The organism is Siccirubricoccus soli (assembly GCF_024178315.1).
Taxonomy (GTDB): domain Bacteria; phylum Pseudomonadota; class Alphaproteobacteria; order Acetobacterales; family Acetobacteraceae; genus Siccirubricoccus; species Siccirubricoccus soli.
Window position 1 is genome coordinate 23,447 of sequence record NZ_JAMZIK010000084.1, and the last position, 20,516, is coordinate 43,962.

The 20,516-nt window shown below is 72.7% G+C and carries 19 protein-coding genes; 11 read left to right on the forward strand and 8 right to left on the reverse strand.

Going from position 1 to position 20,516, the window contains the following annotated elements; all coding sequences use genetic code 11:
* The first annotated feature begins 84 nt into the window (after positions 1 to 84).
* Both NJ376_RS13645 and argJ read left to right on the forward strand, forming a co-directional pair.
* Positions 85 to 1,023, forward strand: a complete 939-nt coding sequence (locus NJ376_RS13645; protein WP_252953823.1) for a tripartite tricarboxylate transporter substrate binding protein — start codon at positions 85 to 87, stop codon at positions 1,021 to 1,023.
* 75 nt (positions 1,024 to 1,098) lie between these two features.
* Positions 1,099 to 2,337 carry a bifunctional glutamate N-acetyltransferase/amino-acid acetyltransferase ArgJ gene (gene argJ / locus NJ376_RS13650; protein ID WP_252953824.1) on the forward strand — a complete coding sequence of 413 codons (1,239 nt, stop codon included), beginning with the start codon at positions 1,099 to 1,101 and terminating at the stop codon, positions 2,335 to 2,337.
* Between the two features lie 46 nt (positions 2,338 to 2,383).
* On the opposite strand, the gene NJ376_RS13655 is transcribed toward argJ, so the two are convergent.
* Positions 2,384 to 2,686: a hypothetical protein gene (locus NJ376_RS13655; RefSeq protein ID WP_252953825.1), complete on the reverse strand. Its 303-nt coding sequence runs from the start codon at positions 2,684 to 2,686 to the stop codon at positions 2,384 to 2,386.
* Between the two features lie 192 nt (positions 2,687 to 2,878).
* Between NJ376_RS13655 and NJ376_RS13660 the strand changes: the two genes are divergently transcribed.
* The 4 genes from NJ376_RS13660 to NJ376_RS13675 all read left to right on the forward strand — a co-directional run bounded on the left by NJ376_RS13660 (position 2,879) and on the right by NJ376_RS13675 (position 7,054).
* Complete coding sequence (locus NJ376_RS13660) at positions 2,879 to 4,039, forward strand: glycosyltransferase (RefSeq protein WP_252953826.1); 1,161 nt, start codon at positions 2,879 to 2,881, stop codon at positions 4,037 to 4,039.
* The gene (locus NJ376_RS13665) at positions 4,032 to 4,976 is read left to right on the forward strand and encodes a class I SAM-dependent methyltransferase (protein ID WP_252953827.1); all 945 of its coding nucleotides are present in this window, start codon (positions 4,032 to 4,034) and stop codon (positions 4,974 to 4,976) included. Before NJ376_RS13660 ends, NJ376_RS13665 begins: the two co-directional genes overlap by 8 nt.
* Positions 4,977 to 5,065: 89 nt before the next feature.
* A complete protein-coding gene (gene mutT, locus NJ376_RS13670; RefSeq protein ID WP_252953828.1) occupies positions 5,066 to 6,049 on the forward strand; it encodes an 8-oxo-dGTP diphosphatase MutT in 984 nt (327 codons plus the stop codon).
* 219 nt (positions 6,050 to 6,268) lie between these two features.
* Positions 6,269 to 7,054 (forward strand): competence/damage-inducible protein A, encoded by a 786-nt coding sequence (locus NJ376_RS13675; protein WP_252953829.1) that lies wholly within the window; start codon positions 6,269 to 6,271, stop codon positions 7,052 to 7,054.
* Positions 7,055 to 7,257: 203 nt separating this feature from the next.
* On the opposite strand, the gene NJ376_RS13680 is transcribed toward NJ376_RS13675, so the two are convergent.
* Complete coding sequence (locus NJ376_RS13680; protein ID WP_252953830.1) at positions 7,258 to 8,274, reverse strand: M14 family metallopeptidase; 1,017 nt, start codon at positions 8,272 to 8,274, stop codon at positions 7,258 to 7,260.
* 2 nt (positions 8,275 to 8,276) lie between these two features.
* The gene (gene argE / locus NJ376_RS13685) at positions 8,277 to 9,449 is read right to left on the reverse strand and encodes an acetylornithine deacetylase (protein ID WP_252953831.1); all 1,173 of its coding nucleotides are present in this window, start codon (positions 9,447 to 9,449) and stop codon (positions 8,277 to 8,279) included.
* A 245-nt stretch (positions 9,450 to 9,694) separates the two neighbouring features.
* On the opposite strand from argE, the gene NJ376_RS13690 reads away from it, so the two are divergent.
* Positions 9,695 to 11,227: a M81 family metallopeptidase gene (locus NJ376_RS13690; protein ID WP_252953832.1), complete on the forward strand. Its 1,533-nt coding sequence runs from the start codon at positions 9,695 to 9,697 to the stop codon at positions 11,225 to 11,227.
* A 104-nt stretch (positions 11,228 to 11,331) separates the two neighbouring features.
* On the opposite strand, the gene NJ376_RS13695 is transcribed toward NJ376_RS13690, so the two are convergent.
* Entirely contained in the window at positions 11,332 to 12,453 is a 1,122-nt protein-coding gene (locus NJ376_RS13695; RefSeq protein WP_252953833.1) for a CobW family GTP-binding protein, read from the reverse strand.
* On the reverse strand, positions 12,450 to 12,890 hold the full coding sequence (gene hisI, locus NJ376_RS13700) for a phosphoribosyl-AMP cyclohydrolase (RefSeq protein WP_252953834.1): 441 nt from the start codon (positions 12,888 to 12,890) through the stop codon (positions 12,450 to 12,452). Before hisI ends, NJ376_RS13695 begins: the two co-directional genes overlap by 4 nt.
* A gap of 40 nt (positions 12,891 to 12,930) precedes the next feature.
* On the opposite strand from hisI, the gene NJ376_RS13705 reads away from it, so the two are divergent.
* Entirely contained in the window at positions 12,931 to 13,407 is a 477-nt protein-coding gene (locus NJ376_RS13705; protein ID WP_252953835.1) for a Fur family transcriptional regulator, read from the forward strand.
* A gap of 130 nt (positions 13,408 to 13,537) precedes the next feature.
* Here the strand turns inward: NJ376_RS13705 and NJ376_RS13710 are convergent, their stop codons facing one another.
* Entirely contained in the window at positions 13,538 to 14,716 is a 1,179-nt protein-coding gene (locus NJ376_RS13710) for a DUF3734 domain-containing protein (protein ID WP_252953836.1), read from the reverse strand.
* 235 nt (positions 14,717 to 14,951) lie between these two features.
* Here NJ376_RS13710 and NJ376_RS13715 point away from each other — a divergent pair, with 235 nt between their 5' ends.
* Positions 14,952 to 15,821: an SDR family oxidoreductase gene (locus tag NJ376_RS13715; RefSeq protein WP_252953837.1), complete on the forward strand. Its 870-nt coding sequence runs from the start codon at positions 14,952 to 14,954 to the stop codon at positions 15,819 to 15,821.
* Positions 15,822 to 16,031: 210 nt separating this feature from the next.
* Here the strand turns inward: NJ376_RS13715 and NJ376_RS13720 are convergent, their stop codons facing one another.
* Together NJ376_RS13720 and ygfZ are read right to left on the reverse strand one after the other, a co-directional pair.
* Entirely contained in the window at positions 16,032 to 17,444 is a 1,413-nt protein-coding gene (locus tag NJ376_RS13720; protein ID WP_252953838.1) for a hypothetical protein, read from the reverse strand.
* A 230-nt stretch (positions 17,445 to 17,674) separates the two neighbouring features.
* On the reverse strand, positions 17,675 to 18,499 hold the full coding sequence (ygfZ, locus tag NJ376_RS13725) for a CAF17-like 4Fe-4S cluster assembly/insertion protein YgfZ (RefSeq protein ID WP_252953839.1): 825 nt from the start codon (positions 18,497 to 18,499) through the stop codon (positions 17,675 to 17,677).
* A gap of 97 nt (positions 18,500 to 18,596) precedes the next feature.
* On the opposite strand from ygfZ, the gene NJ376_RS13730 reads away from it, so the two are divergent.
* Together NJ376_RS13730 and NJ376_RS13735 are read left to right on the forward strand one after the other, a co-directional pair.
* A complete protein-coding gene (locus NJ376_RS13730; protein ID WP_252953840.1) occupies positions 18,597 to 19,517 on the forward strand; it encodes a glycosyltransferase family 9 protein in 921 nt (306 codons plus the stop codon).
* Between the two features lie 131 nt (positions 19,518 to 19,648).
* Entirely contained in the window at positions 19,649 to 20,473 is an 825-nt protein-coding gene (locus tag NJ376_RS13735) for a glycosyltransferase family 2 protein (RefSeq protein WP_252953841.1), read from the forward strand.
* Positions 20,474 to 20,516: the final 43 nt, after the last annotated feature.

Here is a 20,516-nt window from a genome sequence, read left to right on the forward strand (position 1 = left end):
CGGGGTGGGGGCGAGAGGGGCAGCGCCCCTCTCGACCCCACGTTTCCGCCTTGCTCTGATGCCTCCTCCACGGAGGAAACGAAGATGCTCAAGGCCCTGTACGCCGCCATCCTGGCCCTGCTCGCCCTGCCCGCCGCGGCGCAGGGCTGGCCCAGCCACCCGATCCAGCTCATCAACCCCTATCCCGCCGGCAGCACCACGGATCTCCTCGCCCGGGCCCTGGCCCCCGGGCTTTCCGCCCGCCTCGGCCAGCCCGTGGTGGTGGTGAACCGGGACGGTGCCGCGGGCAGCGTGGGCGTCGCCGCCGTCGCCCGGGCGGTGCCGGATGGCTACACCCTCACCTTCACCGCCACTACGCCGCTCATCGTCAACCCGATGCTCCGCGGCGATCTCGGCTACAGCCGGGACTCGCTGGAGGGCATCTGCCAGACCTACGACCACGCCTTCGCCCTCATCGTCCGCCCCGACTCCCCGCTGCGCGACCTGCCCGGCCTGCTGGAAGCGGCCAGGGACAAGGGCAATCTGCAATTCGGCCATCTCGGCATCGGCTCCATCCAGCACCTGGCCGGGGTCTCCCTGGCCCAGGCGGCGGGGGTGGAGCTGGAGCCGGTGACCTATCGCGGCGACGGCGCGGTGGTGGTGGATGTCCAGGCCGGGCGGGTCGATTTCGGCATCACCGTCGCCGCCTTCGCGGTCAGCCAGCCGGTGCGCACCATCGCCCTCTTCGCCGCCGAACGCTCCCCGGCCTTTCCTGGCGTGCCGACGGTGAAGGAGCTGGGCTACGAGGTCTCCGCCGCCAGCTATGGCGGGGTGCTGGCGCCAGCCGGCCTGCCGGCCGCGATCAAGGCCCGGCTGGAGGCGGCCTGCGCCGGGGCGGTGACGGACGAGGCCTATCTCGCCATGGCCCGCCGCACCCTGCAGCCCAGCCAGCCCTATCTCGGCGCCGCGGCCTTCGCTGCGCGGATGCGCGAGGATGCGGCGGGCAAGGCGGCGCTGCTGCGCCGGATCGGGCTTTTGCAGTAGCCGCCGCGGCGGCATAAGGCGTCCTGCATCATTGCGGGGGGCGTCGCCTCCGCTCGGCTTCAGGGGGAATGCCATATGGCGGGTAAGGATCTGCCGGTATCGCCGCTCGCGGTACCGATGCCCGAGATGCCGGCCATCGCCGGCGTCAGCCTCGGCGTCATCGAGGCGGGCATCCGATACAAGGGCCGCGCCGACCTCACCATGATGGTCTTCGCCCCCGGCACCACCGCGGCCGGCGTGTTCACGAAAAGCCTTTGCCCCGGCGCGCCGGTGGATTGGTGCCGCGCCGCGCTGAAGGGGGGCAAGGCCCGTGCCCTGGTGGTGAATGCCGGCAACGCCAATGTCTTCACCGGTAAGGCGGGGCGGGAGGCGGTGGCCGCCTCGGCCGAGGCCGCGGCGCAGCTCGTCGGCTGCAAGCCGCGCGAGGTGTTCCTCGCCTCCACCGGCGTGATCGGCGAGACCCTGCCGCATGAGAAGCTGACCGCCGCCCTGCCGGCGCTGCATGCGGCGCTGACGCCGGAGCGCTGGGCGGAGGCCGCCCGCGGCATCATGACCACCGACACCTTCCCGAAGGCGGCGGTGCGGCAGGCGCAGATCGGCGGCACCACCGTGACCATCGCCGGCATCGCCAAGGGCAGCGGCATGATCGCGCCGGACATGGCGACCATGCTGAGCTTCGTCGCCACCGATGCGAAGATCCCGGCGGCCGCGCTGCAGGCGCTGCTGAACAAGGGCGTGGCCAAGAGCTTCAACTGCATCACGGTGGACAGCGACACCTCCACCAGCGACACGCTGATGCTCTTCGCCACCGGCCAGGCGAAGCATCCCCGCGTCCCGGCCGAGGGCGGCCCGATCCTGCGCGACTTCGCCCGGGCGCTGGAGGAGCTGCTGCTCGACCTCGCCCTGCAGGTGGCGAAGGACGGGGAGGGGGCGCAGAAGCTCATCGAGATCAACGTGACCGGCGCGAAGACCGCGCGCTCGGCCCACAAGATCGCCATGGCGGTAGCCAATTCCCCGCTGGTGAAGACCGCGATCGCCGGCGAGGACGCCAATTGGGGCCGCATCGTCATGGCGGTGGGCAAGGCCGGGGAGCCGGCGGATCGCGACCTGATCTCCATCGCCGTCGGCGGCACCTGGATGGCCAGGGATGGCGGCGTGGTGCCGGGCTATGACGAGACGCCGGTGGTCCAGCACATGAAGGGGCGGGAGGTGGAGATCACCATCGATCTCGGCCTGGGCAAGGGGAAGGCGCGGGTTTGGACCTGCGACCTGACCCATGGCTATATCGACATCAACGGGTCCTACCGGTCCTGACGGCCTGCCGCGGCGCCCGGTGGCGGGCGCCGCTCGCGGCGGCGCCTCAGCGGGCGGGGGGGACCGCCGGCGGGGTCGGCCGCGGGGCAGGTGCGGGGGCGCCCGGCGCGCCTTCCAGCACCACGCCGCCGCCCCGATGCGCCTGATTGGCCTCCGGGCTCCGTGGCCCCAGATCGGTCGGTGCGCCGGGCGAGGCGGCATTGGCGCCCGAGCGGTCCGCGCCCGGGGATGGCGGCGCGGGCCGGGCGCCGCCGGCATGTCCCGCAGCAGGCGGCGGGGTCTGCGACAGGGCGGGCACGGCGAACAGGGTGGCACACAGGGTCAGGCTGGGCAGCAGCAGGCGCCGCATGGACCGGCTCCTTCGGATGGATCGTTGCCCGAACGTCACCCGGGGCGCCCGGTTTCGCCGCAAGCTGGTCGCGCGCCGCATTGCGATGGGCAGTCCCGCTGTGATGAAATTCTCCTGACTATTTGTTATGTAAGCATAATTACTCTCATCTGCCGGTGCGAGCCAGGCGGGTCCTGCACTAGACAGCGGGGGATGATGGGAATCGTCCTGCCCGCGCTGCTGCCGGCCCTGCTCTTTGTCGGCCAGGCCCTGTGGCGCTGGCGGCGGCTGCGGCTGCCGGCGGTAAGGGCAGAGGGGCGGGTGACGCTGATCCTCCCGGTGACCGGGCCCCAGCCCGGGCTGGAGGAACTGCTGGACTGCCTCGCGGCGCAGAGCCTGCAACCCCGGCGCCTGGTGGTGGCCGTCGAGTCGGAGCTCGACCCCGCCCATGCCCGCATCACGGCCCTGGCCCCGCGCTGCCCCTTCCCGGTGCAGGTGGTGCTGGCCGGCCATGTCCCCTGGCGCGGTCAGAAGAACACCAACCTCATCAAGGCGATCGCGCTGGTGGATGAGGAGGATGACGCGGCGGTGCTGCTGGATGCCGATATCCGGCCGCAGCCCTGGTGGCTTTCCGCCGCCGCCTCGCCCGCCATCCTCGGGACGCATGACATCGTCACCGGCTTCCGCTGGCAGTCGCTGGAGGGGCGCGGCCTGATCGGCCATCTGGTGGCCTGGATCGACCGCATGGGGGCGGTGCTGATCCTGCCGCCGCGCTTCGGCCTGGTCTGGGGCGGCACGGTCGGGCTCTCCCGCCGCGCCATCGCGGCGCTGGACCTGCCGCGCCTGCTGGACCGGGCGCTGGTGGACGACCTCACCATCGGCCAGGCGGCGCGGCGACGCGGCCTCCGGGTGCTGCCCCGCGGCGCCATCACGGTGCCGACGCCGAAGGATGGCGACACCGCGGCCCAGCTCCGCTTCATGCGGCGGCAGCTCCAGGTGGTGCGGATCTGTCAACCCGGCTTCTGGGCGGTGCTGATGGGCATCTCCCACCTCTCCGTCTTCGGCTGGCTCTATGCGCTCAGCCAGGTGCCGGCGCCCTGGGCGCTGCTGCTGCTCGGCGCCCTCTCGCTCTGCGGCGTTACCCGGGCGGTGGCGCATTCCGGCCTCGGCGCCCGGATCGGCGCGCGGGACAGCGGGCGCGCCATGGCGATGCAGATGCTGGCCGGCGCCGTGCCGCTGCTGGCGGATGGGCTGATCGCCCTGCTGGGCTGGAGCATGCTGCGCCCCCGGCTGGTCCGCTGGCGGCATGTGGAATACCGGGTGGACGGACCGGAGGCGGTGCGGGTGGTCGCCCGGTTCCCCCCGCTTGGCTGAGTTCCCGCCGCCGCCCTGTCCCATCACCGGCGCGCCGGCGGCGGCGCTGCTGCAATCCATTCCGGCCAAGCTGCTCTACGACCTCTGGCGCAAGGGCGCGCGGGTGGAGCCGGCGCCGCTGCGGCGGGACCAGGGGCGGATCAATCTCTGGCGCTCCCCCTGCGGCCTGGCCTTCTTCGACCCGCCCCTGCCGGGCAGCCCGGGCTTCTACGCCGCGCTCTACGGCCGGGTGCGGGCGCATGAGACGATGGCGGAGGAGGCGGCGACGCGTGGCGATTTCCGCGCCGGTGCCGCCCTGGCGCGGCCGGGGGATGCGGTGCTGGATGTCGGCTGCGGCCATGGCGCCCTGGCCGGCCTGCTGCCCGCGGGCGTGCGCTACCAGGGGCTGGAGCCGCATGGCACCCCGCCCCCCGGCAGCCCCCCCATCAGCCGGGAGACGGTGGAGGCCCATGCGGCGCGCTGCCCGGAGGCCTATGACCTCGCCTGCGCCTTTCAGGTGCTGGAGCATGTGGCGGACCCGCTGGGGATGGCCGCGGCCATGGCGCGCTGCCTGAAGCCGGGGGGGCGGCTGGTGCTGGCCATGCCCATCTGGCCCTCCCCGCACACCGACTTCCCCAACAATCTGGTGAACCTGCCGCCGCATCATCTGAGCTGGTGGGACGCAGGCGCCTGCCGCGCCCTGGCGGCGGCGCTGGGGCTGACGGTGGAGCAAGTGGGGCCGCTGGCCACCTACCCTTCCCAGGCGCCGCTGCACTGGGCGCTGCGCTTCACGCCCTTCCGCACCGCCCCGGGGGCCTGGGTGAAGCCCTATTGGCGCTGGCATCTGGCGGGGGCGGCGGCGCTCTGGCTCGGCACCAGGGCGGCACGGTGGTTCGGGCTGCCCCAGGGGGCGCGGCCGCTCGACATCCTGCTGGTGGCCCGGAAGCCCCTGCGCTGACCGTGGAGCGTACGACATGGCCGTGACATGCCGGCCCGGTATGGCCCTGGCCCGGCCGGGGCTATAGGGTTCCACCCCCTGAGGTTCCCGTGCCACTCGATTTCACACCGATCCGCACCGCGCGGCTGACGCTGCGCCCGCTTTCGCCCGAGGACGCCGCCCCCCTCCACCGCCTGGTGAATGATTGGGAGGTGGCGAAGACCCTGGCCCGCGTGCCCTTCCCCTATCCGCGCGAACTGGCGGATGAGTGGATCGCCGCGACCTGGGCGCAGATGGCGGCCGGCGAGGCCTGGCACCTGGCCATCGAGCAGGGCGGCGCGCTGGTGGGCTGCATCGGCCTGACCCTGGACCGCGACCGCCCCAGGGAAGAGCGCGCGGAGCAGCGCCGGGCCGAGCTGGGCTACTGGATCGGCCGCCGCGCCTGGGGCCAGGGGCTGGCGCCGGAGGCCGCCGGCGCGCTGTGCGCCTGGGCCTTCGAGTCGCTGGGCCTCGCCGAGATCCATGCCAGTGCGCTGCGGGACAATCTCCGCTCCCAGGCGGTGCTGCGGCGGATCGGGCTGCGCCCGGCGGGGGAGGGGGTGCAGCCCTTCCTCTCCCGCGGCGCCAAGATGCCGGTGCTGCTGTTCCGTGGCGACCGCGCGGCGCTGGCGGCCGCCCGGCCGGCGCCGCCGCCGAAGCCCATCGTGCTGGTCGCCGCCGTGGCGCTGGTGGACAGCGATGGCCGGGTGCTGCTGGCCCAGCGGCCGGAGGGAAAGAGCATGGCGGGCCTCTGGGAATTCCCCGGCGGCAAGGTGGATGCGGGGGAGACGCCGGAGCGTGCCCTGATCCGTGAGCTGAAGGAGGAGCTGGATATCGACGTGACGGAGGCCTGCCTCGGCCCCTTCACCTTCGCCTCCCACTCCTACGAGAAGTTCCACCTGCTGATGCCGCTCTACCTGTGCCGCCGCTGGAACGGCACGGTGCGGGGGGCGGAGGGGCAGAAGCTGGCCTGGGTGCGGGTGCAGAAGCTGGCGGACTACCCGATGCCACCAGCAGATGTGCCGCTGGTGGCGATGCTCCGGGATTTCCTGTAGCCGACGCCCGCATGCAGGCGCGGGGCGGCAGCAAGGGCATGCGACCGGCAGGGCGGCCTGGGCCTCCACCGCCGCAAGCCGGACCGTTGCCATCCCGTGAGGAATGTTGGGATGCTTGCCACTGCCGGCGGAGCGGGGCGATGCTCACCGCACGCGACCGGTGCTTGGCGGCGCCTGCCGGCGCCCTCGCCATTTTTCCTCCCGTCCTCCCGAGGCCCCATGACCGCGAACCCCACCGCCTGCCTTCTCATCATCGGCAATGAGGTCCTCTCCGGCCGCACGCGCGACGCCAACCTGCAATTCCTGGCGACGCGGCTCGGCGAGATCGGCATCCCGCTGCGCGAGGCACGCGTCATCCCCGATGTGCCGGAGACGATCATCGACACGGTGAATGAGTGCCGGGTGAAGTTCACCCATGTCTTCACCACGGGCGGCATCGGCCCGACGCATGACGACATCACCAGCGAATGCGTCGCCCGCGCCTTCGGCGTGCCCTGGGAGGTGCATGAGGAGACCCGCGCCATCATGGCGGCCGACTATGCTCGCCGCGACCCGCCGGTGGAGTTCAACGCCGCCCGCCTGCGCATGGCCACCCTGCCGCGCGGCGCCGTGCCCATCCGCTGCACGGAGACGACGGCGCCCGGCTTCTCCATGGAGAATGTGCATGTGATGGCCGGCGTGCCGCGCATCATGCGGAGCATGTTCGAGGCGCTGGCGCCGACCCTCAAGGGCGGGCAGCCCATCACCTCGCGCACCGTCCATGCGGATTTCGTCTATGAGGGCCAGATCGCCGAGGGGCTGACGGCCATCCAGAAGGAATTCCCCACCCTCGATCTCGGCAGCTACCCCTATTACCGGCGGCGGCCGGATGGCGGCATGGGGGGCGGCGTGGCGCTGGTGGCCAAGGGCACCGATTCCGGTGCCGTGGCCGCCGCGGCCCAGGCGGCCTTCGCCCTGCTGGCCCGCTTCGGCGAGGCCCGGGAGGGCGAGCCGGCCCCCGAGTAACAGCTCGCAGCCCGCACCGTCGGGTATAAAACTTGAGGTTTCCAAAGGCCCTTCAGCCTTTGGTGGGGTGAGCTCAAGAGGGGCAAAGCCCCTCTCGACCTAGAGCGGTTTCCGTTCGCACTGGCGCACGGAGCCCGCTCTAGGTTGTTGGTATAGCGAGCAAATACCTCCGATCAGACGCTTCCATCTGATCGGAGTTTGCTCTAGGGCTTGGCGCCCACGAACCTCGCCAGCCGCACCGCCGTATGCCCCGGGCTGGTGCGCAGGCTCGGCATCACCAGTACGCAGTCATCATGCGGCGTGCGCACCTCCTCCTCGCCGTCCAGCGCCAGCAGCGTGTTCCGCTCCGGCACCACATGCCCGCCGCGAAAAGGGCGGATGAAGGCGAAGCCGGCGGTCCGTGCCGTCACCGTCCGCGTCACTTCCACCAGCCGCCCCGGCCCCGGCTTCGGCCCTTCCGGCACCAGCACCGTGTCGCCCGGGCAGACCATGCCGCAATGCCGCAGCAGCCGCGCCGCCGTGCGCTCCATGGTGGCGACCGTCCCTGCCTCCCAGTGCGAGCCGGCTTCCAGCAGGATGGCGCTGCGCCGCGATTCCGGTGCGGTGAAGGCGGCGAAGTCGATCAGCCGGCGGCCGCCGAGATGCCCGTCATCCGCCACCACCAGCCCCGGCTGCCCGAGGGCGAGGCCGAGCGCCGCCGCGCGCGGCGACCGTCCGACGAGGATCAGCGGATCCGAGGGCCAGAGCATGGAGTGCAGGTCGAGCAGCACATCCGCCGATTCGAAGACCGGCCGCAGCAGCCGCGCCCGCCGCAGCTCGGAGGAGCGGCGGCCGCCCTCCAGCGTCTCCACATCCCAGACCCGGTTGAGATCCTCATCGACGAAGCGGCTCGCCGTCGGATCGTTCGGGTCGAATCGGGCATAGGCGTCGAGATTGCCGAAGACCAGGGTCAACCGCCCGCGGGAGGGGCGGAAGCCGGCGCGCAGCCAGCGATCCAGCACCACCGCCCCGCCGATCTCGTTGCCGTGCATCACGGCGACGATGACCAGATGCGGCCCCGGTGCCGAGGCGGTGAAGCTCCACACCCCCGGCAGGAGGTTGCCGCCGAGATGCGGCCGGATGTCCGGCGCCGCGATGCGCACATCCAGCCGCGCCGCCACCCCCGGCGTCTGGCCGGCGGCGATGGCAGCAAGGGCGGGGGAGAGGGGCTCGGACGGCATGGTCAGGCGCAGAGCGTCCCGCCCAGCCGATCGAGAAAGCCGAGGCAGGCGGCGAGCTCGTTCTCGGCGATCCATTCCTCCGGCTGATGCGCCTGGGCGATATGGCCCGGGCCGCAGACGATGCTCGGCACGCCGGCGCCCTCATAGAGGCCGGCCTCCGTGCCGTAGCTGACGCGGGCGGCGCCGTTGCGGCCGGTCAGGCGCTGCACCAGCAGGGTCAGCGGCGCGTCCTCCGGCAAATTGCAGGCGGGCAGCACGGAGCGCGGCGAGATGCGCATGGCGCAGCGCGGCCCGCCCGGCAGCAGCGGGGCCAGGGCCACCTCCTCCATGTGGCGTTCGAACCCGGCCAGCACGGTGCGGTCGTCGTCGCCCGGCACGGTGCGGACCTCGAAGGTGAAATCCGCACGATCGGGGACGATGTTCAGGATGCTGCCGGCCTGCAGCGTGCCGGCGTGCACGGTGGTGAAGGGTGGGTCGAAGCCCTCCGCCCGGCGGCCCTCCCGGGCGAAGCGGCGGCCCTCCCGGGCCAACCAGACGACGCCCTCCGCCGCGGCGTGCAGCGCATTCGCCGTCTCCCCGGCGCGGGAGGAATGGCCGGAGAGGCCGGTGACGGTGACATCCCAGCTCGCATAGCCCTTATGGGCGATGACGGGCGCCATGCCGGTCGGCTCGCCGACGATGCAGGCGGCGGGCAGCGGGCCGAGCTCCGCCAGCATCCCGGCAAGGGCACGGGCACCGTTGCCGGTGGTCTCCTCGTCATGGGTCAGCAGCAGGTGCACCGGCCGGTCGAGGTCTAGGGCGGCGTAGCGCGGCATCATCGTGATGGCGCAGGCGGCGAAGCCCTTCATGTCCGAGGTGCCGCGGCCGATCAGCTTCCCCTCCTGCCGGCGCAGGCGGAAGGGGTCGGCCAGCCAGGCCTGGCCCTCCACCGGCACGCAATCCACATGGGCGGAAAGCGCCGTGCCGCCGGGGATGGCCGGGCCGACCATGGCGTAGAGATTGGCCTTGCCGGGCTCGGCCGCCGGCAGGATGCGGCAGGAGATGCCGCGCGCCTCCAGCCAGCCCCGCACCATGTCGAGCAGGGGCAGGTTGCTGTTGCGGCTGGTCGTATCGAACGCCACCAGGCGTTCGAGCAGCCCGAGCGCCTCGGCCAGCATCTCCTCTTCCCGCGTCATCCCAGGTCTCCCTGGGGTACAGTCTATACAGGGTGCGCTGGGCGGCAATCCGGGGGGCTACGGCCCGTTCGGCGGCGCGGGTCCGGGGACCACCGTGGCAGCGGGTGCGGTGTCGACCTTGGTTGCATCGGGCGGGCGATTGCCGCTGCGAGGGGGGCTCGAGGTCTTGATCGGCACGGCCTGCGCTGCCCCCCGATGCCGAATGCCCTATCATCCTGGCCGCCACCGCCGAGGGAGCCACCGCAGTGCCGCCCAGCCCCCGCCCGCCCCGCATTGCCATCCTCGGCCTGCATCTGGAGGCCAATGCCTTCGCTCCGCCCACGCTGCGGGAGGATTTTGCCCGGCAGTGCCTGGAGCAGGGCGAGGCGATCACTGCCCTGGCGCGCGGTGGCCCCAGCCATCTGCCGGGCGAGATCCCCGGCTTCTATGCCCGCATGGACGAAGCCGGCCCCTGGCAGCCGGCGCCGGTGCTGGTCGCCGCCGCGCCGCCAGGCGGGCCGATCGTGCAATCGGTGCTCCTGGATTTCCTCGATGCCATGCAGCGTGGCCTCGCCGCCGCCCTGCCGCTGGACGGTGTCTATATCGCCAGCCATGGCGCCAGCAGCGCCACGGGCGACGAGGACAGCGACGGGACGCTGGCCGCCATGGTGCGACGGCTGGTGGGGCCGGCGGTGCCCATCGTCGCCAGCCACGATCTGCACTGCAACGTCAGCGAGCGGCTGGTCGCCGCGGTGGATGCGCTGGTGGTGTACCGCACCAACCCGCATGTGGACATGCGCGAGCGCGCCGCCGAATCGGCCGATCTGCTGCGCGCCATGCTGGCGGGGTTGCGCCCTGCGCGAGCCTTTCGCCGCCTGCCCATCACCCCGCCCAGCGTCACCCTGCTCACCGCCGCCGGCCCCTATGCCGAGGCGATCCGCGCGGCGGAGGCAGAGATGGCAGCCGATCCCGCCGTGCTGAACGCCTCCGTCGCCGGCGGTTTCGTCTTCAGCGATCTGCCGAAATGCGGGATGACGGTGACGGTCACGGCGAAGGACGCGCCGACCGCCGAAGCGGTGGCGGACCGGCTGGCCCACCGCCTCTGGGCGGAGAAGCCGCGCTTCACCGCGAGGCTGACGCCGCTGGAGGCGGCCGTGGCGGAGGCGGTGGCGGCGGGGCAGGGGAAGGCGCCGCCCGTGCTGCTGGCCGATGTCGCCGACAATCCCGGCGGCGGCGGCCGCGGCAACACCACCTTCCTGCTGCAGGCGCTGCACCAGGCGAAGGCGCAGGGCGTCGTCCTCGGCGTCTTCGTCGATCCGGCCCTGGCCGCGGCGGCGCATGCGGCGGGGGAGGGCGCCGCGATCGACGCGCTGTTCAACGCCGAGGAGAGCGAATTCTCGAAGCGCTTCGAGGCGCCGGCGCGGGTGCTCGCGCTGCGCGACGGGCGCGGCATCGGCCGCCGCGGCACCATGGCCGGGCGGCGCTTCGAGCTCGGCCCCTCGGCATTGCTGGAACTGGAAGGCAGCGGGCTGCGCGTCGTCGTCGGCTCCCTGCGCCGGCAGCTGCATGAGCCGGCGATGCTGGAGATGCACGGTATCGACATCGCCCGGGCGCGCTGCGTGGTGGTGAAGAGCCGCGGCCATTTCCGCGCCGGCTTCGATGAGTTCTTCCCGGACGCCCGCATCCTGGAAGTGGACGCGCCGGGGCTCACCAGCCCGGTACTGGCGAATTTCGCCTGGAAGCGCCTGCCGCGGCCGGTCTTTCCGATCGACGCCGACGCGGCCTGGGCCGGGCGGTAGCGCGCGACGCTGGCATCATGCGGCGGCTGGAGGATGGCCAGGCGCCGATCCGCGCGTCCCGCCGCGCGGGCCTGTGCTCTGGCCGCCGCGTCAGCCCGCGCGATTTAAGCCTGCTGCCGCGCGCTCTCGGCAAAGGCCCGCAACCCCTTCTCCACCGTCGCCCGGTCGAGGTCGCGGAGGATGAAGACGAGGCGCGACGTCCGGTCGTCGCCCTCGGGCCAGGCGGCCAGCTTCACCGGCGGATGGAACAGGTGCTGCACGCCATGGATGGCGACCGGGCTGTCCTGCCCCTCCAGGTTCAGGATGCCCTTGATGCGCAGCACGCTCTCGCCGCGCGTCATGGTCAGCACCTCCAGCCAGGTGGCGAGGCCGTCCCAGGGCAGGGGATCGTCGAAGGTCAGGCAGAAGCTGTGGATCCGGGCGTCGTGCCGGCTGGGGTCGTGCGCGTGCTGGTGGGCATGATCGTGGTGGCCATGGCCATGCGCGTGATGGTGGTGCCCATGGCCGTCTCCATGCCCGTGATCATGCCCCTGGGCGTGGTCATGCTCATGCGCCGCATAGGCCTCCGCATCCAGCCAGCGCTTCACGTCCGGATGCTTGCGCGTGGCGTCGTACAACCCGCAATCCAGCAGCGCCGCCGGCGCGATCTCGCCATGCGCCGCCTGCAGCAGCGGCGCCCCGGGATTCAGCGCCCGCAGCCGCTCGCGCAACGCCGCCAGCGCCTCGGGCGCCGCCAGGTCGGTCTTGGTCAGCACCAGCCGGTCGGCAACGGCGGCCTGCTTCACCGCCTCCGCCTGCGCGTCCAGCGTTGCCGTGCCGGTCACCGCATCCACCAGCGTCACCACCCCGTCCAGCCGGTAGCGGTAGAGCACCAGCGGGTCGCTCATCAGGGTCTGCAGGATGGGGGCGGGGTCGGCCAGCCCCGTGGTCTCCACCACCACCCGGCGGATCTCCTGCCCCTGCTCCATCCGCTGCGCCAGCTCCCGCAGCGCCCGCACCAGGTCGCCCCGCACGGTGCAGCAGAGGCAGCCGGCATTCAGCAGCACGGTGTCGCCGTCCAGCCGCTCCACCAGCAGGTGGTCCAGGCCGATCTCGCCGAATTCATTGATCAGCACCGCGGTCTCTGACAGCTCCGGGTGGCGCAGCAGCTTGTTCAGCAGCGTGGTCTTGCCGGCGCCGAGGAAGCCGGTCAGCACCGTCAGCGGAACGGGGGGCCGGGTGCTCATGCGCCGTAGAGCTCCTCCGGCTCCACCTCCGGCCGGGTCAACTTCACCACGCGGTCGTCACGGAGCGCGAAGAAGAAGCAGTTGCGCCGCCCGGTGTGGCAGGCGACGCCGGTCTGGTCCACCAGCGCCAGCAGCGTGTCGCCGTCGCAATCCAGCCGCAGATCCACCAGCGCCTGCACCTGGCCGGAGGTGTCCCCCTTCCGCCATAATTCCTTGCGGGAGCGGGAATAATAGACCATCCGCCCGGTCCTCAGGGTCTCCTCGACCGCGTCCCGGTTCATCCAGGCCATCATCAGCACCTCCCCGCTATCGTGCTGCTGCGCGAGGCAGGGCACGAGGCCGCGGAGGTCGAAGCGGATCATGTCCAGCAGCCTGGCCCGGGCCTCGGGGCTGGCGACGATCTGGGGCGGCGGCTGGGTCTCGGGCGTGGCGGTCATGATCCTATATATGGCACCGGCAGGGGGCCAGGAGGAGTCGATGGACGCAGCGGCGACGGAAGCCAGCCTCGACCGGGCGGAAGCGCTCTGCGCCCGCCGCGGCGCGCAGCTGACCGCGCTGCGCCGCCAGGTGCTGCGGCTGGTCATCTCCGCCTCCCAGCCGGTCGGCGCCTATGCGCTGCTGGACCAGTTGAAGCAGAGCCGGGCCGGCGCCGCCCCGCCCACCGTCTACCGGGCGCTGGATTTCCTGGTGGAACAGGGGCTGATCCACAAGGTGGAGCGGCTGAACGCCTTCATCGGCTGCATCGACGCGCTGGACCATCCGGAGGATTGCGATTGCGCCGAGACGCATGACCACCCGCATCAATTCCTGATCTGCCGGCGCTGCGGCCGGACCACCGAGATCAGCGACCCCGGCGTGGCCCTGGCGCTGAGCCGCGCCGCCCGCGCCGCCGGCTTCACCCCGGGCCGGGCGACGGTGGAGCTGGAGGGGCTTTGCGCGGAGTGCGCCGGGTAGCCCGCTAAAGCAAGAGATCCGATCAGGTGGACTCACCCGATCGGATCTCTTGCCCTGGAAATACAATCTGTGGAGCAGCTTCTCTCCGGCCGGCTGGGTCACGCGGCGATCCAGCCGGCCGGAGGCTGCTCTAACCCGGCGCGTCGAAATGCACGTCGTGGGTGACGAGGCCCGTCGCCGTATCCGGCGGCTCCAGCCACTCCGTCTGGCGCAGCGTCCGCGTCAGGTCGTCGCGCCCCGCCTGCCAATGGTCCAGCATGGTATTTGCCGAGAATTCGTAATCCTTGAAGTCCCGGTCGTACTGCGCCCGGCGATAGACGAGCTGGATGAGGTTCACCCGCGCCGGCGTCAGCTGCCCGGCGATGCGCCGCGCCTCCTCCGAATGCCGCGCCGCCTCCGGCAGCATGGCCAGCAGCTTGTTCATGTCGCAGCGCATGGCCTGCATCCGGCGGTAGATGTCCGTCACCAGCCGGGTCCGGCTGGAATAGCGGATATCCTTCGCCCGCTCATCGGCCTCGGGCAGGGTCCGGGGCATGACGCCGCGGCTGCTGAACAGGTCGAGCTGGAACATCAGGCTGGTCGCCGGCGGGCCGACATCCAGCACGTATTGCAGCGGCGTGTTGGAGACGAGGCCGCCATCCCAGTAGAGCTCGCCCTCGATCATCACCGGGGGGAAGCCGGGCGGCAGGGCGCCGCTTGCCATGATGTGCTCCGGCCCGATCCGCCGCTCTCGGTTGTCGAAATAGATGGTGTTGCCGGTGCGGATATTCACCGCGCCGACGGAAAGCCGCACCGGGCCGTGGTTCAGCAGGTCGAAATCCACCAGCTCCAGCAGGGTTTGGCGCAGCGGCTCCGTGTCATAGAAGCTGACGGCGGTGGGTGTGCTGGCAGGAAGGAAATAGGGCGGGGCGCGGCGCGGCCGGAAGAAGCCCGGCTGCCCGGCCAGCAGCGCCGTGGCGGCGGCGGTGAGGTTGGCAAGGTTCCGCGCCGCTTCCAGCGGCGGCAGCCAGGGGAAATGCACGCGGGAGGTGACGCGGCGCCAGAATTCCCGGATCCGCGCCACCCGGTCCTCCGGCCGGTTGCCGGCGATCAGCGCGGCGTTGACGGCGCCGATGGAGATTCCTGCCACCCAGTCCGGCAGGAAGGGCGTCTCCGCCAGCACCTCATAGACGCCGCCCTGGTAGGAGCCGAGGGCACCGCCGCCCTGGAGCAGCAGCACCACCTCGTCATACTGCGCCCTGGCGCGCTGCCAAGCGGCGGCGCAGGCGGCTTCCGGCGAGCCTCGCCGGGATCCGGTCTCATCCAGCATGCGGCATCCTTCGCAGCGGGAGCGGCGCCCGGCCCGGCGGACCCGCCGGCCCGGCACGCGCTGCTCCCCGGGGGAGTGTCGTCCGTGGCGAGGTCCGGCAGGGCGTCGCCGCGGCGGCGCATCCTGCCCCCGGCCGCCCCGCAAGGCCAGCGCGGCCTGCACCGGCACGCAGGCGGAACGCCGCGCAACCTGCCCGGCCACGGCCCCGTTCCGCCGCGGGACGGGAGAGCACGCCATGCCGGACGAGAAGACCCCACAGCCGAAGCAGCGCCAGGAGCGCCAGCCGGGCCGCGAGGCGGAGATGGACCCGCAGCCCCGGGACCGCATGGAAGCCTGGCACGGCAGCGGCAAGCTTAGCGGCAAGGCGGCCCTCATCAGCGGCGGCGACAGCGGCATCGGCCGCGCCGTGGCGATCGGCTTCGCCAAGGAAGGCGCCGATGTCGTCATCCTCTACAAGGACGAGACGAAGGATGCCGAGGAAACGCGCCGCCTGGTGGAGGCCACGGGGCGGCGCTGCCGGACCATCCCCGGCGATATCGGCGACCCCGAATTCTGCCGCCAGGCGGTCGAGGAGGCGCAGCGCTTCCTCGGCGGCCGCATCGACATCCTGGTGAACAACGCCGCGGAGCAGCATGTCTGCGAGGATTTCGCCGAGATCCCGGAGACGCAGGTGGAGCGCACCTTCCGCACCAACATCCTCGGCATGTTCTGGCTGACCAAGGCGGTGCTGCAGCACATGCCGGAGGGCGGGGCGATCATCAACACCACCTCCATCACCGCCTACAAGGGCAGCCCGATGCTGGTCGACTATGCCAGCACCAAGGGGGCCATCCTTGCCTTCACCCGCAGCCTGTCCCAGGCGCTGTACCAGCAGCGGAAGATCCGGGTGAATGCGGTGGCGCCGGGGCCGATCTGGACGCCGCTGATCCCGGCCAGCTTCGACGAGGAGAAGACGGCGAAGCACGGCGAGAGCAGCGGCATGGGCCGTGCCGGCCAGCCGGATGAATGCGCGCCGAGCTACATCTTCCTCGCTGCCGAGAGCGACAGCAGCTACATCAACGGCCAGGTGCTGCACCCGAATGGCGGCACGGTGGTGAACGGGTAGAGCGACATCCGATCAGGCCGACCCGCCTGGTCGGATGTCTTGCCTGAAAAATCCGAGTCCTGGAGCAGCTTGTCCCTCAACCCGATGGATCCCGCCGCGATCCCTGGGGTCGCAGGCTGCTTCAGGGCCGCGGATCGCGCGCAGGAGAGCTTCGCCGGACGGTCCCGCGCAGGCCGCCGGCCAGGGGCGCGGTGTTCGGAGGCGGGGGCCTCACGCCCTGGCGGCGGGCCGGGCCAGCCAGGCTGCCCAGGCCGCCATGGGGAAGACCACCATGGTCCGCGCCATCCAGGCGGTGTGCAGCAGGGTGTGGTTCAGGAAGAGCACATACCAGCCCAGCACGGCGAGGCAGGCCGCCACGGCCCACCACAGGCGGGGAGACACGCCCCGCCGCAGCCCGGCGCCGAGCCGCCAGGCGAGCAGGCCCACACTGCCCGCCAGCAGCACGAGGCCGGCACCCCAGGCGACGGTGCCGCCGAGGCCAAGCCGCCAGGCGCCGGCCCCGAGCACGAAGGCGAAATAGCCGAGCCGCACCGCGACATAGGGCAGCCGCCACCAGGGCTCGGCATCCAGCCGCGCGACGTCGAAGCCGAGGGCGGCCAGGCGCTCCGCCTCCCGTGGCGACATTTCCGGAACCACCGGGCCGTAGACGCGGTGCAGCAGCCCACCGCCCTCCGCTGCCGGCGCCACATCGGCGAAGAGCAGCGTGCCGACCGCCAGCTTGGCGGCAATGGGCAGGAGAACGCCGAGGCCGAAGCAGGCGAGGTCGCGCCCCACCGCCCGCCAGCCCGGCGGGTCAGGCTGGGCCGCGGCGGCGAGCAGGATCAGCGCCACCGCCAGCGGCCACTGGCCGGTGAGGAATTCCAGGATGGTGACGGCAGCGCCCAGCGTGCCCAGCAGCAGCCCGCGTATGGCCGGCCGCGGCGGGGCGAAATAGAGCGCCCAGAGCAGCACCGCCAGCGGCAGGTCGGACAGCGCGTGGCTCCAGTAGCGGCCGAACATCGGCAGCGCATGGAAGGCCAGCAGGCAGAGCGCATAGCCGGCGAAGGCCGCGTCCCGCAGGGCTGCCGGGGTGCCGCGACGCTGCCGGCTGCGCCAGCCGGCCCAGGCGGCGAGGCCCGCCAGGGCGAGGGCCACGGCGGTGGTGACCAGGCGCCGCAACCCCTCCGGCCCGGTCGATGGCAGCAGCAGGGCGGCCAGCACGCGCTGGCCGTGCAGGTAGCGGTCATAGCGCTGGGCAGGCGGGTCCGGATCGGTGGTCAGCAGCTCCGCCAGCCGCTCGCAGCGCGCCTGGACCGGATCGCCGGCGACCTCGGGCTCCAGCCGCGTCGGGATGCGGGGAGAGAAGGCATCCCGGGCGAGGTCCTGGCGGGGCAGGGCCAGCATCATGAAGATCAGGCAGTCATTGCTGTCCCAGGCCGGGATGTCGCGGCTGCCGAGCGGCAGGGTGAAGCTGCCGAGGCTGGCGGAGAATCTGCCCGCGTCCAGGCTGGCGCGGAGGCGTTCCCGCGCCGGTTCGGGGTCCCGCAGGGCGGCGAGCAGGGAGAGCAGGGCAAAGAGAAGGCTGAGGAGCAACGCACCACCGCCGGCGGCGGCGAGGCTGCCGCCGGTACTGCGCAAGGCCATCCGCATGCTGGGTCCGCTGGCTGTCGGGCGGCTCCCCTATCGCTGATCCCCGCCGGCAACAAGGGCAGGGGCCGGCCTGCCGCCCGTCCGCTCATACTGTCCGCGAAATGCTGACCGGTATCGGCCACGGGCGCACGGCCGGTATGTCCTTCATTCAGCCTGGCGCAGCCGCCAGACCAAGCCTGCGCGCGATAGCTGGGCCCGAAGGCGCGGCGTTTCCGGGCGGGGCATCAGGCCTCGGCGGGGGTGGCCAGCGCCATCCAGCCCGGCGGCCGCGGCGTCAGCGCCGCCTCGCCGCAGACCAGGGGCCGGCCGTCCAGCGCCTCCAGCCGCAGCAGGGCAATGCCTTCGCCCTCGCGGCCGGAGCGCATCTCCCCAACCTCCGCCCCCGCCGCCAGCACCTTCGTGCCATGCGCCGGGACCGGCCCCTCGATCGCCACCTTCACCAGCCGGCGCTTCAGCAGCCCGCGATACTTGGTCCGCGCCGTCAGCTCCTGGCCCATGTAGCAGCCCTTGGTCCAGGAGATGCCGTGCAGCTCGTCGAAGCCGGCCTCGAGCAGCACGGTCTGCTCCGGCGTCAGATCGCGGCTGCCGGCGGGCAGGCCAAGGGCGAGGCGGTGACGGTCGTAATGCTCGGCCGTGGCATCGGCCGGCAGCGGGGCGGGGGAGAGGGCGCGCCAGCCGGCCTCGGGCAGGCGCGGGTCGGGGGCGGCGATGGCGCCCGCCGGCAGCGGCGCCCCGCCCCAGCCGGCGAAGACTGCCAGCTCCGCCGAGGCATCCCGCAGCGCCACCTTGGCGCGGAGCCGGAAGCGGGACAGGCGCGGCAGCAGCAGCGGGATCTGCGCCGCCTCGGCGTCGAGCAGCAGGCGCTCGCCCTCGGCCAGGATGAAGAAATCCGCCAGCCACTTGCCCTGCGGCGTCAGCAGGGCGGCGAAGACCGCCCGGCCAGGGGCGGCGGCGGCCACGTCGTTGGAGACGAGGCCCTGGAGGAAGGCCACCCGGTCCTCGCCGGAGACCTCGATGACACCCCGTTCGGGAAGCGGCGCGATCGGCATGGCAGGAAGGTGGGCGGTGTGGGGCGCCGGCGCAACGGGCGGGCGTTGCCTGATGTCCCTCTCGGTCCCGGGCCCGCGGCGTGCTAGAGGCCGCCGGGTGCGAATTCTCTTCATCTCCTCCACCCGGATCGGCGATGCGGTGCTGTCCACCGGGCTGCTGGACCACCTGATCCACCGCCATCCGGGGGCGGAGGTGGTGGTGGCCTGCGGCCCGGCGGCGGAGGGCGTCTTCGCCCGCATGCCGAACCGGGTTCGCACCATCCTGCTGCGGAAGCATCGCTGGAAGCTGCATTGGCTGCGGCTCTGGCGGCAGGTGGCCGGCACGCGCTGGGACCTGGTGGTCGATCTCCGCGCCTCCGCCTTCGCCTTCACGGTGTGGGCCGGGCGCCGAGTGGTGATGCGGGGCGGGCGGCATCCGGGGCACCGGCTGGCGCAGCTCGGGGCGCTGCTGGGCCTTGCCCCGCCGCCCCTGCCGGTGGCCTGGACGGCGCCGGAGGACCGGGCGCGGGCGGCGGCGCTGCTGCCGGGGGGTGGCGCCTGGATCGGCCTCGGCCCCACCGCCAATTGGGCCGGCAAGGTCTGGCCACCGGAGCGCTTCGTCGCGCTGTTCGAGGCGCTGACGGGGCCGGCGGGGCCGCTGCCGGGGGCGCGGGCCGCGGTCCTGGGCGGGCCGGGGGCGATGGAGCGGGACATGGCCGCGCCGGTGCTGGCCGCGCTCGGCGGCCGGGCGGTGGATCTGGTCGGGCGGCTAGCCTTGCCGGAGGCGGCGGCGGTGCTGGCGCGTTGCGCACTCTTCGTCGGGAACGATAGCGGGCTGATGCATCTCTCGGCCGCGGCGGGGACGCCGACGCTCGGCCTGTTCGGCCCCTCCCGCGTCGAGGAGTACGGGCCTTCCGGGCCGCGCGCGGCGGCGGCGGTGGCGCCGGACTCGCCGGCGCTGGGCAGCATGGCGGGGCTGACGCTGGAGACGGCGCTGGCGGCGGCGCAGGGGCTGCTGGCGGCGAAGGTGGCGGCATGAGCCGGGCGGCGGCGGCATCGGCAGGGAACACGGCGCCCCCGCTGGCCGAGACGCCCAGGCCGCCAGGGGCGTCCCCGATGGGACGGACATCACCCCCGCCCGGGCCCTCCGCTGCCAGCGGGGGAGGCTGCGTGACGCTCTCGGCCCTGGTCGTGGCACGGAACGAGGAGGCGCGGTTGCCCTCCTGCCTCGCCACCCTCGGCTTCGCCGATGAGATCGTGGTGGTGCTGGACCGCACCACGGATGGCTCCGCCGCCATCGCCCGCGCCGCCGGGGCCCGGGTGCTGGAAGGCGCCTGGGAGCTGGAGGGGGCGCGGCGCAATGCCGGGATCGAAGCCTGCACCGGCGATTGGATCCTCGAAGTCGATGCCGATGAGCATGTGGAGCCGGCCCTCGCCGAGGAGATCCGCCAGGTGATCGCCACCTCCCGCCATGGCTGGCACACGGTGCGGCTGGACAATTACATCGGCACCAGGCTGGTCCGGCATGGCTGGGCCGGCAGCTTCGGCACCTCCGCCAAGCCGGTGCTGTTCCGCCGCGGCGCGAAGCGCTGGCGGGACCAGCGGGTGCATCCGGGGCTGGAGCGGCAGGGGAGCGAGGGGCCGCGCCTCGCCCGCGGCGCGCTGGCGCATTACGTGGACCGCGACATCTCCGACATGCTGCGGCGGCTGGACCGCTACTCCTCGGCCAAGGCGGCGGATCTGCTCGCCTCCGGCAAGATCGGCTCGCTGCCGGCCAATCTGCGGCGCGGCGTCACCCGTGGCTGGAAATCCTATGTCAGTCGCCGCGGCTACCGGGAGGGTGCCTGGGGCGTGTTGCTGGCGCTCTGCACCGCCGCCTTTCCCCTGCTTTCCTACCTGAAGGCGCGGCTGGAGCCGGAGCGGCACCGGCCGTTGCAAACCCTGCCCGGCGCCGCCACCTCTGCCGGCATGCCGGACGCCGACCCGCCGCCGTGAGCGCAACCCTGGACCTGCCGGCGCCCCTGGCGGCGCCGACCGC